Raw genomic sequence first — 13040 nt, 5'->3', positions numbered from 1 at the left:
TTAATGGTCAGCAGCAGGGCCGCCGATCGGGGCTTCAGGGCGTTCGTTCTGTACCACTGGCGGCGTGCCCGAAGTACCCGAACCACCTTCCCAATCGCGAGGCTCGCGAGGCGTACGACCGGCCATGATGTCGTCAATCTGCTCGGCATCAATGGTCTCGTACTTCATCAGGGCATCAGCCATGGCGTCGAGCTTGTCGCGGTTGTCGGTGAGGATCTGCTTGGCCGTGCCGTAGCACTGGTCAATGATGCTGCGCACCTCGGAGTCGATCAGCTTGGCTGTCTCGCCGGAGAAGCTGGCAGCTTGACCACCACCACCGCGACCCAGGAATACTTCGCCTTCTTCCTCGGCATACATCAAAGGACCGAGTTTCTCCGACAGACCCCACTTGGTCACCATGTTCCGCGCAATCTGGCTGGCACGCATGATGTCGTTGGAGGCACCGGTGGTAACACCGTCGAAGCCCAGGGTCATCTCTTCGGCGATCCGGCCGCCATACAGCGAGCAGATCTGGCTGATCAAGGCACGCTTGGAGAGGCTGTAGCGATCCTCTTCCGGCAGGAACATGGTGACGCCCAGCGCCCGGCCACGAGGAATGATCGATACCTTATAGACCGGGTCATGCTCAGGCACAACGCGACCAACAATGGCGTGACCGGCTTCATGATAAGCGGTGTTCTGCTTCTCTTTCTCGGACATGACCATGGATTTGCGCTCGGCGCCCATCATGATCTTGTCTTTCGCCAGCTCGAACTCCTTCATTTCAACGATGCGCTTGCCGGTACGGGCGGCAAACAGCGACGCCTCGTTCACCAGGTTGGCAAGGTCGGCACCGGAGAAGCCTGGAGTACCACGGGCAATCACGGCCGGAGCCACGTCGTCGCCCATTGGCACTTTGCGCATGTGTACTTTCAGGATCTGCTCACGACCACGGATGTCTGGCAACCCGACAACGACCTGACGGTCAAAACGGCCCGGACGCAGCAAAGCGGGGTCGAGTACGTCTGGACGGTTGGTTGCAGCGATCACGATGATGCCGTCGTTCATTTCAAAGCCGTCCATCTCAACCAGCAACTGGTTAAGCGTCTGCTCACGCTCATCATGACCGCCGCCCATGCCGGCGCCACGATGGCGACCAACGGCGTCGATTTCATCGATGAAGATGATGCACGGAGCGTGCTTCTTGGCCTGTTCGAACATATCGCGAACACGGCTGGCACCTACACCGACGAACATTTCGACGAAGTCGGAACCGGAAATGGTAAAGAAAGGGACTTTGGCTTCGCCGGCAATGGCCTTGGCCAACAGGGTTTTACCGGTACCTGGCGGGCCAACCATCAGCACACCGCGAGGAATACGGCCACCCAGGCGCTGGAACTTGCCCGGATCGCGTAGGAACTCAACCAGTTCGCCCACTTCTTCCTTGGCTTCGTCGCAACCGGCAACGTCAGCCAGGGTGGTTTTCACCTGATCTTCGGAAAGCAGGCGCGCCTTGCTCTTGCCGAAGCTCATCGGCCCGCCCTTGCCTCCCGCACCACCTTGCATCTGGCGCATGAAGAACATGAACACGGCGATAATCACCAGTATCGGGAAGCTGGCCACCAGGAGCTGGGTCCAGATGCTCTGCTGCTCAGGCTGCTTGCCTTCGACAACCACGTGGTTATCCACCAGGTCGCCGATCAGGCCATTGTCCTGGATTGCCGGACGGATGGTCTTGAAGCTGTCGCCATCGTTGCGCTTGCCGGTAATCACGTAGCCATCAACTGCTACGCGCTCGACCTTGCCATCCTTAACTTGCTGGATGAAGTCGGAATAGTTGAGGGTCTGCGGCTCGTTAGGGCTGGAGAAGTTGTTCATCACCGTCACGAGGACAGCCGCGATGATCAACCACAGGATCAGATTCTTTGCCATATCGTTCAATTAACTACCCTCTGAAGCAAGCTCCGCTACTGGCGCGTGCTTCGCATGATATTCACCGGCCTAACTTACTACATTACCTACAACTCTGGCAGGCGCCGTCTGTAACCCTTTGTGAAACTTTGACTACACAATATTCGTAAAGCTTCGTGACGAAAGCGATATAAAAAAACCTATCGCCTCCGTCAAATTTCTCAAAAACGCTCTTCACTGGCAGCGCCTTCAATGCCACGGAAGCCGCGACCCAGCAAATACTGCTCGCGAGACCTGTCCCGGGAAGAGTCAGGCTTGCGTGTCTGTACCTTGTCGAACAGTTTGCGGATGTTCTTGTGATACTCGTCGAAGCCTTCACCCTGGAAGACCTTGACCAGGAAGTCACCACCCGGACGCAGTACCCGTCCTGCCAGGTCCAGTGCCAATTCGCACAGGAACATGGCTCGCGGCATATCAACAGCCGGTAATCCACTCATATTGGGGGCCATATCGGAAATCACAAGGTCTACCTGCGAATTTCCGACGGCCTCAAGGATCTGTGCCAGCACTTCGTCCTGGGTAAAATCGCCGTGAACAAAGGTCACGTCAGGGATGCTGTCCATTTCCAGGATGTCGGAAGCGATCAAACGGCCTTGTCCACCAATCAGACGACTGGTCACCTGGGACCAGCCACCCGGGGCGGCACCCAGGTCGATAACGCTCATGCCAGGACGGATCAGCTTGTCCTTTTCCTGGATCTCCAGCAGTTTGTAGCTGGCCCGGGAACGGTAGCCATCCTTTTGCGCCATTTTGACGTAAGGGTCGTTGAAATGCTCTTGCAGCCACTTAAGGCTAGTTTTGGAACGGGCCACGGGCCACCTCGAAAGTAAAACGGGTCGTGATTAACTGGGCGGTCCCGGACTCGCTCGGGTAAACTGGCCGCCGCTTTTTACAAGATCAGACGCAGGGGTCAGATTATGCCGCTCACTCAAGAGCAGAAGAAACAGTACAAATCCATTGGCCACCATCTGAAACCAGTTTTGATTGTGGCTGACAACGGTTTGACTGAAGGTGTGTTAGCCGAACTTGAACGCGCATTGGGCGATCACGAGCTAATCAAGATCAAGGTCAGCATCCTTGATCGCGAGGCGCGCCTGGCAGCTATTGCAGAACTGTGCAAGGCTGGCAAAGCGGACCTGGTTCAGGTCATCGGCAAGATGGCGCTGCTGTATCGCAAGAACTTCAGCGCCAACAAGCAACTGTCGAACGTACACCGCTTCAAGTGAAACAAGGGTCACGGGCGTGCTTCGCACGCCCTGCCACTCCATCCTGGCGCCGGCTGTACAACCAGCACCAACCCGGAAAACCCTAGCACAAGATAGCTGAACAGCTGCCAGCGCAACGCCTCCGGCAGAAAGATGCGCACCACGCAAAACATTGCGCACGCATACAGCGCCATCAACAGCAGTTGCCCGCGAATATCCCGCCACAGACTCCCCAAGCCTTCGGCCTTGATCAGCACCAGCGCCTGAAGCGTCACACACGCCGCTGCAAAACCTACCAGCAACGCGCTTAATAATCCGCTGACCTCATCGATCAGCAACGGTGCCAGGCCAATCAGGCCCAGCGCCGGCAGCACACCAATATGTAACAGCCATAGGCCGCCAACCCAAAGCATCTGGGCAAACTGCCAAAGCATGGCGCCCGCACGAAGCGGGCGCCGTCTTTCAGATGTGACGAACTTCGACAATCTCGTACTCGATCACGCCACCAGGCGTCTTGACGGCCACCACGTCACCCTCCTCCTTGGCAATCAAGGCGCGGGCCAGCGGCGAACCGACGGAGATCTTGCCGAGTTTGAAGTCGGCCTCGTCTTCACCCACGATGTGGTACACCACGCTTTCGTCAGTCTCGACGTTGGCGATTTCCACGGTGGTGCCGAAAATCACCTTGCCGGTATGCGGGATGGTCGTGACGTCGATAACCACCGAATTCTGCAAGCGGCCTTCGATGTCACGGATCCGTGCCTCGACCATACCTTGCTGCTCGCGGGCAGCATGGTATTCAGCGTTTTCCTTCAGGTCACCCAATTCCCGGGCCGTACCGATGTCCTGGCTTAGCTTTGGACGGACGACCTTGGTCAGGTGGGCGTGCTCTTCTTCCAGGGCTTTTGCGCCCTGGACGGTCATTGGGTATTTGATCATGCCTTCAATCCTGCGTGTAGATCCTGCAAGCGACGCACGGTTTTTTCAGGACCGAACTTCAGCGCTTCGCAGATAGCTTCGCCAGCAGCAATGGTGGTGGTGCAGTAGATCTTGTGCTGCAAGGCGTTACGACGAATGGAGTAGGAGTCCGCGATCGACTGGCGACCTTCGGTGGTGTTGATGATCAGGGTGACTTCGTCATTCTTGATCATGTCGACCACGTGTGGACGGCCTTCCGTCACCTTGTTCACGCGACGCACTTTCAGGCCGGCAGCCTCGATCAGCTTGGCGGTCCCGGCAGTGGCCACGACTTCGAAGCCCAAGTTGATCAGATCACGGGCCACACCTGCAACCAGTGGCTTGTCATCATCGCGTACGCTGATGAACGCAGTACCGCCGGTAGGCAACACTTCGCTGGCGCCCATCTGGGCTTTGGCGAATGCTTCACCGAAGGTATCGCCCACGCCCATCACTTCACCGGTGGACTTCATCTCCGGGCCCAGGATCGGGTCCACACCAGGGAATTTGGCGAATGGGAACACCGCCTCTTTCACACTGTAGAAGTTCGGAATGATTTCCTTGGTGAAGCCGATTTCCTTCAAGGTCTTACCGGCCATCACACGGGCAGCAATCATTGCCAGGGAAACACCGATGCACTTGGAAACAAACGGCACGGTACGCGAGGCGCGCGGGTTGACTTCGATGACGTAGATGTCTTCGCCTTGCAGCGCCAACTGTACGTTCATCAGGCCGACCACGCCCAGCTCCAGGGCCATTTTCTTGACCTGTTCGCGCATCTCGTCCTGGATGTGTGCAGGCAGCGAGTAGGGCGGCAGCGAGCAAGCGGAGTCACCGGAGTGAACGCCAGCCTGTTCGATGTGCTGCATGATCGCGCCGATCACCACGTCGGTGCCGTCGCAGACCGCATCCACGTCCATCTCGATGGCGCAGTTGAGGAAGTGGTCCAGCAGCACCGGGCTGTCGTTGGACACTTTCACCGCATCACGCAGGTAACGCTTGAGTTCGTCTTCTTCGTAGACGATTTCCATCGCCCGGCCGCCCAGTACGTAGGACGGACGCACCACCAGCGGGTAACCAATCTTGCTGGCCGCGCGGATCGCTTCGTCTTCGCTGCGCACAGTGGCGTTTGGCGGCTGACGCAGGTTCAGGCGCTCAACCATCTGCTGGAAGCGCTCACGGTCTTCGGCGCGGTCGATAGCGTCAGGGCTGGTACCGATGATCGGCACGCCAGCAGCTTCAAGTGCGCGCGCCAGTTTCAACGGGGTTTGGCCGCCGTACTGGACGATCACGCCTTTTGGCTTCTCGACACGGCAGATTTCCAGTACGTCTTCCAGCGTTACCGGCTCGAAGTACAGACGGTCGGAAGTGTCGTAGTCAGTAGAAACAGTTTCCGGGTTGCAGTTGACCATGATGGTCTCGTACCCGTCTTCGCGCAGGGCGAGAGCGGCGTGTACGCAGCAATAATCGAACTCGATGCCTTGGCCGATACGGTTTGGACCGCCGCCCAGGATCATGATCTTGTCGCGGCCCGACGGCGCGGCTTCGCACTCTTCCTCGTAGGTGGAGTACATGTATGCGGTGTCGGTGGCGAACTCGGCCGCACAGGTATCAACGCGCTTGTAGACCGGGAAGATGTCCAGCTTGTGGCGATGGGTGCGCAGGTTCTTCTCGGTCACGCCCAGCAGCTTGGCCAGACGCATGTCGGAGAAACCTTTGCGCTTGAGGCGGAACATCAGGTCGCGGTCGATGGAGGACAGACCGAGGGTCTTGACCTTCTCTTCTTCCTTGATCAGATCTTCGATCTGCACCAGGAACCACGGGTCGATCATGTTCATGCCGAAGATGTCTTCGACGGTCATGCCGGCGCGGAAAGCATCGGCCACGTACCAGATACGCTCGGCACCCGGCACGGTCAGCTCGCGCTTGAGCACGCTCATGCTTTCCGGGTTGCTCAGGTCGAGCTTCTCGTCCAGACCGCAAACGCCCACTTCCAGGCCGCGCAGGGCTTTCTGCAGGGACTCCTGGAAGGTCCGGCCGATGGCCATGACTTCACCGACCGACTTCATCTGAGTGGTCAGGCGGGCGTCGGCTTTCGGGAATTTCTCGAAAGCGAAACGTGGCAGCTTGGTGACGACGTAATCGATCGACGGCTCGAAGGAAGCTGGCGTTGCGCCGCCGGTGATTTCGTTCTGCAGCTCGTCCAGGGTGTAACCGATCGCCAGCTTGGCGGCGATGCGCGCAATCGGGAAGCCGGTAGCTTTCGATGCCAGCGCCGAAGAACGCGATACGCGCGGGTTCATCTCGATCACAACCATGCGGCCAGTGTCCGGGCAGATGCCGAACTGGACGTTGGAGCCACCGGTTTCCACACCGATCTCACGCAGCACCGCCAAAGAGGCGTTACGCATGATCTGGTATTCCTTGTCCGTCAGGGTCTGTGCCGGCGCAACGGTGATCGAGTCACCGGTGTGCACGCCCATCGGGTCGAAGTTTTCGATCGAGCAGACGATGATGCAGTTGTCCTTCTTATCGCGGACAACCTCCATCTCATATTCTTTCCAGCCGATCAGGGATTCGTCGATCAGCAGCTCTTTGGTCGGAGACAGGTCCAGGCCGCGGGCGCAGATTTCTTCGAACTCTTCACGGTTGTAAGCGATACCGCCGCCGGTGCCGCCCATGGTGAAGGACGGACGGATGATGCACGGGAAGCCCAGGCGCTCCAGGACCGCGTTGGCCTCTTCCATGCTATGGGCGATACCGGAACGCGGGCAATCAAGGCCGATGGACTTCATGGCCTTGTCGAAACGCGAACGGTCTTCAGCCTTGTCGATGGTGTCGGCATTGGCGCCGATCATCTCTACGCCGAACTTCTCCAGGACGCCTTCGCGCTCCAGGTCCAGTGCGCAGTTCAGGGCGGTCTGGCCACCCATGGTTGGCAGCAGTGCGTCCGGACGCTCTTTCTCGATGATCTTGGCAACGGTCTGCCACTTGATCGGCTCGATGTAGGTGGCGTCGGCCATGTCCGGGTCGGTCATGATGGTGGCCGGGTTGGAGTTCACCAGGATGACGCGGTAGCCCTCTTCGCGCAGGGCTTTACAGGCCTGGGCGCCGGAGTAGTCGAATTCGCAGGCCTGGCCGATCACGATCGGGCCAGCGCCGAGAATCAGGATGCTTTTTATGTCTGTACGTTTTGGCATGGGTTTGTCACTCAAATCCGCAGGTCAGTCGGCAAGCCGTCTTGAACAATCTTTGAAGAGCCCGAGGGGGCCGCCGGTTTCCCGGGCCGCCCTCAGGCCGCTCAGTTAGCGTCGCTTGGCCATCTCATTGATGAAACGGTCGAACAGCGGCGCTACGTCGTTCGGGCCCGGGCTTGCTTCAGGGTGGCCCTGGAAGCTGAACGCGCTCTTGTCGGTGCGCTCGATACCTTGCAGGGAACCGTCGAACAGCGACTTGTGAATCGCCCGGACGTTGCCCGGCAGCGTCGCTTCATCCACCGCAAAACCGTGGTTCTGGCTGGTGATCATCACGACCCCAGTGTCCAGGTCCTGCACCGGGTGGTTGGCACCGTGGTGGCCGTGACCCATTTTCAGGGTCTTGGCGCCGGAAGCCAGGGCCAGCAGCTGGTGGCCGAGGCAGATGCCGAATACCGGGATCTCGGTTTCCAGCACTTCCTTGATCGCCTTGATGGCGTAGTCGCAAGGCTCCGGGTCACCCGGGCCGTTGGACAGGAACACGCCGTCCGGCTGCAGGGCCAATACGTCGTTGGCCGGGGTCTGCGCAGGCACCACGGTCACGCGGCAACCGCGCTCGACCAGCATGCGCAGGATGTTGTGCTTGATACCGTAGTCGTAGGCCACGACGTGGTACGGCAGTTCGGAAGCGTCGATGGTCGCGTGGCTGTCGGTCTTCAAGTCCCAGACGGTGGAGCGCCACTCGTACGTTTCCTTGGTGCTGACGACTTTCGCCAGATCCATGCCTTTCAGGCCAGGGAAACCTTGGGCCGCTGCGATCGCTGCTTCTTCGGAGATGTTGTCACCGGCCATGATGCAGCCGTTCTGCGAGCCTTTTTCACGCAGGATGCGTGTCAGGCGACGCGTATCGATACCGGCGATCGCCACAACGTTGTTGGCTTTCAGGTAATCGGACAGGGACATCGTGTTACGCCAGTTGCTCGCTACCAGTGGCAGGTCACGAATGACCAGGCCAGCCGACCAGACACGATCAGACTCGGCGTCTTCCGGTGTAGTACCGGTGTTGCCGATGTGCGGATAGGTCAGGGTAACGATCTGTTGGGCGTAGGAAGGATCAGTAAGGATTTCCTGATAGCCGGTCATGGCGGTGTTGAACACCACCTCTCCAACGGTCTGACCGTCGGCTCCAATGGCTTCGCCGCGAAAAATGCTGCCATCAGCAAGGGCGAGTATGGCTGGCTTAGTCAAGAAGACCTCCCGTAAATAAAGCCTGAAAGGGCGATCGCAGGTTGTAAAAAAGCGGAGTGACGTATGGACACGTCACCCCGCTTCTTCACTGAATTATTCTGCGCGCTTTTAGTGGACACACTAAAGCTGTAGCTTACAGAAAAAGGCTTTTTTGGTCCACCGCTAATGAGCCTTAAAGGCAGGGGAATGCGACAGGACGTCGCCTAGCGGGTAAAAACGGGGCCTCAGCATATTCCTGAGACCCCGTTTTAGCTACTTCTTAATGCAGGTCCAGCACGTCGCGCATGTCGTACAGGGCCGGCGCACGACCCTCAAGCCACAGCGCCGCACGCACGGCACCCTTGGCGAACGTCATGCGGCTAGACGCCTTGTGGGTGATCTCAAGACGCTCACCCTCGGTTGCGAACAGCACGGTGTGATCGCCCACCACATCACCGCCGCGAACGGTGGCAAAACCGATGGTGTCGTGGGCGCGAGCCCCGGTATGACCTTCACGGCCATACACCGCCACCTTCGACAGGTCACGACCCAGGGCATCGGCAATCGCCTCGCCCATACGCAATGCCGTACCGGACGGCGCATCGATCTTGTGCCGGTGATGAGTCTCGATGATCTCGATGTCAGCCTCATCACCCATCACCCGCGCCGCCATGTCGAGCAACTTCAGCGACAGATTGACGCCGACGCTGAAATTGGCCGCGAACACGATTGGAATATCCTTGCCCGCCTCCACCAGCAGCTGCTTTTGCTCGGCGCTCAGGCCCGTTGTGCCGATCACCATGGCCTTGCCCGCCTTGCGGCAGAACGCCAGGTTTTTCAGCATCACGTCCGGCAGGGTGAAATCGATCAGCACGTCGAACTCGTCGGCAACCTGCTCCAGATTGCCGGACAACGAAACGCCGATCCGCCCCAGGGACGCCAACTCACCGGCGTCCGCACCAATCAAGGTGCTGCCGGGACGAACAATCGCCGCCGTCAGCCCGGAGGCCGGCGAGCGCGCCTGCACGGCCTCGACCAGGGTCTTGCCCATGCGCCCGGCAGCGCCCATCACCGCGATACGTCGCATACTCACTTCCTTACAGGTCGCCGAAGAAGCGCTTCACGCCTTCGAACCAGCCGGTGGTTTTTGGCGAATGAGTGTCATCGCCGGCCAGGGAGCTGCGGAATTCTTCCAGCAGTTCGCGCTGACGACGCCCCAGGTTCACCGGCGTCTCTACCGCCACACGGCACATCAGGTCACCAGCACCGCCACCGCGCACCGGCGCAACGCCTTTGCCACGGATACGGAATTGCTTGCCGGTCTGCGTACCCTCAGGGATCTTCAGCTTGACCCGACCGTCCAGCGTCGGAATCTCAAGCTCGCCTCCCAGGGCCGCATCGACAAAGCTGATCGGCACTTCACAGAACAGATGCTTGCCGTCGCGCTGGAAGATCGAGTGCTCGCGCACATTGATCACCACATACAGGTCGCCCGTCGGGCCGCCCTGAGTGCCCGCCTCGCCTTCGCCCGACAGACGAATGCGGTCGCCGGTATCAACACCCGCCGGCACTTTCACCGAGAGGGTCTTGTACTCTTCGACACGCCCTTCGCCGTGGCACGAGTCGCACGGATCGGAAATGATCTTGCCCTGACCGTGGCAGCGCGGGCAGGTTTGCTGCACCGAGAAGAAGCCTTGCTGCATGCGTACCTGGCCGATACCGCCGCAAGTCGGGCAAGTGATCGGCGAGGAGCCTTTCTTGGCGCCCGAACCGTCGCACGGCTTGCAATTGACCAGCGTCGGAACACGGATATTGACGCTGGTGCCACGCACCGCTTCTTCCAGGTTCAGTTCCAGGGTGTAACGCAGGTCGCTGCCACGCTGGGCACCGCCACGCTGGCCACCGCGGCCGCCGCCAAAGAAGTCGCTGAACACGTCACCGAAAATATCGGAGAAGTTCTGCCCGCCGAAACCGGCACCGCCGCCACCCATGCTTGGGTCGACACCGGCATGGCCATACTGGTCGTAAGCGGCGCGCTTGTTCGGATCACACAGGCATTCGTAGGCCTCATTGGCCTCTTTGAACAGCTCTTCGGATTCTTTGCTATCCGGATTACGGTCCGGGTGGTGCTTCATTGCCAGGCGACGGTAAGCCTTTTTCAGGTCCGCCTCGCTGGAGCCGCGCTCCACACCCAACACTTCGTAATAGTCACGCTTTGCCATAAGTCTTTGCACTCTTAAGGACGTCCGGCAAAACCCTCCTGAGCCTTGCCAAACTCGTTGAGCCCCAATACAGGCCCGGACCCAACTCACGTCAATTCAACGATCCTGGTCGTTACTGCTTTCAACCGGAAACCGGCCAAAAACGCGGTGACTGTCGTCCGGAAAGCAGGAGCATTCCCGATCACACCGCCAGCATCCGAGCGTTGTCGCATGCTGTAAAAATTCGCGTACCCCAGACACGCCAACGCGGGAGCAAGCTCCCGCGCGGCGACATCCTACCAGTCACCGCTTGTGAGCGGTCAACCGGGCGACCAAGTTACTTCTGGTCTTTGACTTCTTCGAACTCGGCATCGACAACGTCGTCGTGCTTGGCTTCAGGTTCTGCCTGGTGTGCAGCACCGTCAGCCGGCTGGCCTTGTTCGGCGTACATTTTCTGAGCCACTGGCGCAGAGACTTTCGACAGCTCTTCAACCTTGGCTTCGATAGCAGCCTTGTCGTCGCCTTTAACGGCGGCTTCCAGGGCAACTACTGCGGCTTCGATTGCAGTTTTCTCTTCGGCAGTCACTTTGTCGCCAGCATCAGCGATCATTTTGCGAGTCGAGTGAACCAGTGCATCACCCTGGTTACGGGCAGCGGCCAGCTCTTCGAACTTGCGGTCTTCGTCAGCGTTGGCTTCAGCGTCACGGATCATCTGCTGGATTTCTTCCTCGGACAGACCCGAGTTAGCCTTGATCACGATCGACTGAGTCTTGCCGGTGGCCTTGTCTTTGGCGCCTACGTGCAGAATGCCGTTGGCGTCGATGTCGAAGGTCACTTCAATTTGTGGCACGCCACGTGGTGCTGGTGGAATCTCGGCCAGGTCGAACTTGCCCAGGGACTTGTTCTGACCGGCTTGCTTACGCTCACCTTGCAGCACGTGAATGGTCACGGCGCCCTGGTTGTCGTCGGCAGTCGAGAACACTTGCGATTTCTTGGTAGGAATCGTGGTGTTTTTCTCGATCAGCGCAGTCATCACGCCGCCCATGGTTTCGATACCCAGGGTCAGCGGGCTTACGTCCAGCAGCAGAACGTCTTTCACGTCGCCGGCCAATACCGCACCCTGGATGGCAGCACCCATGGCAACTGCTTCGTCCGGGTTCACGTCTTTACGCGCTTCTTTACCGAAGAACTCGGTAACCAGCTTCTGAACCAGTGGCATACGGGTCTGACCGCCCACCAGGATCACGTCGTTGATCGCGCCAACGTCGATACCCGAGTCTTTCAGCGCAATGCGGCAAGGCTCGATGGTGCGTTGAACCAGGTCTTCTACCAGCGCTTCCAGCTTGGCGCGGGAGATTTTCACGTTCAAGTGCTTAGGACCGGTAGCGTCTGCAGTGATGTACGGCAGGTTCACGTCGGTCGAATTGCTCGAAGACAGTTCGATCTTGGCTTTCTCAGCGGCTTCTTTCAGGCGCTGCATGGCCAGCGGGTCACCCTTGAGGTTCATGCCGCTTTCTTTCTTGAATTCGTCAACGAGGTAGTCGATCAGACGAATGTCAAAGTCTTCACCGCCCAGGAACGTGTCACCGTTGGTGGCCAACACTTCGAACTGGTGCTCGCCATCGACTTCAGCGATTTCGATCACGGAAACGTCGAAGGTACCGCCACCCAGGTCGTAAACGATCACAGTGTGGTCGCCCTTGGCCTTGTCCATACCGTAGGCCAGAGCGGCTGCGGTTGGTTCGTTGATGATACGTTTCACGTCCAGGCCAGCAATACGGCCGGCGTCTTTGGTCGCCTGGCGCTGGCTGTCGTTGAAGTAGGCCGGAACGGTGATCACCGCTTCAGTCACGGCTTCACCGAGGTAGTCTTCGGCGGTTTTCTTCATCTTTTTCAAGATTTCAGCCGAGATTTGTGGCGGCGACATTTTCTGGCCGTTCACTTCAACCCAGGCGTCACCGTTGTCAGCCTTGGCGATTTTGTACGGGACCATCTTGATGTCTTTCTGTACGACTTCTTCGTCGAACTTACGACCGATCAGACGCTTCACCGCGTACAGGGTGTTATGCGGATTGGTCACAGCTTGACGCTTGGCGGACTGGCCCACCAGGATTTCGCCGTCGTTGGCATAAGCCACGATGGACGGAGTGGTGCGTGCGCCTTCGGCGTTTTCAATAACTTTGGATACGCCGTTTTCCAGCACGGAGACGCAGGAGTTGGTAGTCCCCAGGTCGATACCGATAATTTTGCCCATGATTTACTCTCCCGAAACTTAGATTTTTTTGCCGCAGCAGTGGTGGCTAACT

General features: G+C 58.7%; 10 protein-coding genes. 1 reads left to right on the top strand and 9 read right to left on the bottom strand.

The annotated features are described in order from the left end of the window. Both ftsH and rlmE read right to left on the bottom strand, forming a co-directional pair. A complete protein-coding gene (gene ftsH, locus HX817_RS16760) occupies nt 1-1911 on the bottom strand; it encodes an ATP-dependent zinc metalloprotease FtsH (RefSeq protein WP_008436840.1) in 1911 nt (636 codons plus the stop codon). 200 nt (nt 1912-2111) lie between these two features. Further along, on the bottom strand, nt 2112-2762 hold the full coding sequence (gene rlmE, locus HX817_RS16755; RefSeq protein WP_003212203.1) for a 23S rRNA (uridine(2552)-2'-O)-methyltransferase RlmE: 651 nt from the start codon (nt 2760-2762) through the stop codon (nt 2112-2114). Between the two features lie 105 nt (nt 2763-2867). On the opposite strand from rlmE, the gene yhbY reads away from it, so the two are divergent. Continuing rightward, nucleotides 2868-3176 (top strand): ribosome assembly RNA-binding protein YhbY, encoded by a 309-nt coding sequence (gene yhbY / locus HX817_RS16750; protein WP_003212205.1) that lies wholly within the window; start codon nt 2868-2870, stop codon nt 3174-3176. Between the two features lie 8 nt (nt 3177-3184). On the opposite strand, the gene HX817_RS16745 is transcribed toward yhbY, so the two are convergent. The 7 genes from HX817_RS16745 to dnaK all read right to left on the bottom strand — a co-directional run bounded on the left by HX817_RS16745 (nt 3185) and on the right by dnaK (nt 12988). Then, nucleotides 3185-3589, bottom strand: coding sequence for a hypothetical protein (locus HX817_RS16745; protein ID WP_003212207.1), 405 nt, complete (start codon nt 3587-3589; stop codon nt 3185-3187). Nucleotides 3590-3617: 28 nt separating this feature from the next. Beyond that, a complete protein-coding gene (gene greA / locus HX817_RS16740; protein WP_003212209.1) occupies nt 3618-4094 on the bottom strand; it encodes a transcription elongation factor GreA in 477 nt (158 codons plus the stop codon). Beyond that, nucleotides 4091-7312, bottom strand: coding sequence for a carbamoyl-phosphate synthase large subunit (gene carB, locus HX817_RS16735; protein ID WP_003212212.1), 3222 nt, complete (start codon nt 7310-7312; stop codon nt 4091-4093). Before carB ends, greA begins: the two co-directional genes overlap by 4 nt. A 105-nt stretch (nt 7313-7417) precedes the next feature. Then, nucleotides 7418-8554, bottom strand: a complete 1137-nt coding sequence (gene carA, locus HX817_RS16730; protein ID WP_177040622.1) for a glutamine-hydrolyzing carbamoyl-phosphate synthase small subunit — start codon at nt 8552-8554, stop codon at nt 7418-7420. A 259-nt stretch (nt 8555-8813) separates the two neighbouring features. Then, a complete protein-coding gene (gene dapB / locus HX817_RS16725; RefSeq protein WP_003212216.1) occupies nt 8814-9620 on the bottom strand; it encodes a 4-hydroxy-tetrahydrodipicolinate reductase in 807 nt (268 codons plus the stop codon). A 10-nt stretch (nt 9621-9630) separates the two neighbouring features. Next, entirely contained in the window at nt 9631-10755 is a 1125-nt protein-coding gene (dnaJ, locus tag HX817_RS16720) for a molecular chaperone DnaJ (RefSeq protein ID WP_003212219.1), read from the bottom strand. Nucleotides 10756-11071: 316 nt separating this feature from the next. Beyond that, entirely contained in the window at nt 11072-12988 is a 1917-nt protein-coding gene (gene dnaK, locus HX817_RS16715) for a molecular chaperone DnaK (protein ID WP_003212222.1), read from the bottom strand. Between the last annotated feature and the right edge of the window lie 52 nt (nt 12989-13040).

Source organism: Pseudomonas sp. C6002, from assembly GCF_013385805.1.
Lineage (GTDB): Bacteria > Pseudomonadota > Gammaproteobacteria > Pseudomonadales > Pseudomonadaceae > Aquipseudomonas.
This window is presented reverse-complemented; position numbering and strand designations above follow the sequence as displayed.

Bases quoted from the DNA above. Each gene is read 5' to 3' on its own strand.
- dnaK (WP_003212222.1), bottom strand. From the start codon at position 12,988: ATGGGCAAAATTATCGGTATCGACCTGGGGACTACCAACTCCTGCGTC.
- yhbY (WP_003212205.1), top strand. From the start codon at position 2,868: ATGCCGCTCACTCAAGAGCAGAAGAAACAGTACAAATCCATTGGCCAC.
- dnaJ (WP_003212219.1), bottom strand. From the start codon at position 10,755: ATGGCAAAGCGTGACTATTACGAAGTGTTGGGTGTGGAGCGCGGCTCC.
- carB (WP_003212212.1), bottom strand. From the start codon at position 7,312: ATGCCAAAACGTACAGACATAAAAAGCATCCTGATTCTCGGCGCTGGC.
- greA (WP_003212209.1), bottom strand. From the start codon at position 4,094: ATGATCAAATACCCAATGACCGTCCAGGGCGCAAAAGCCCTGGAAGAA.
- HX817_RS16745 (WP_003212207.1), bottom strand. From the start codon at position 3,589: ATGCTTTGGCAGTTTGCCCAGATGCTTTGGGTTGGCGGCCTATGGCTG.
- ftsH (WP_008436840.1), bottom strand. From the start codon at position 1,911: ATGGCAAAGAATCTGATCCTGTGGTTGATCATCGCGGCTGTCCTCGTG.
- dapB (WP_003212216.1), bottom strand. From the start codon at position 9,620: ATGCGACGTATCGCGGTGATGGGCGCTGCCGGGCGCATGGGCAAGACC.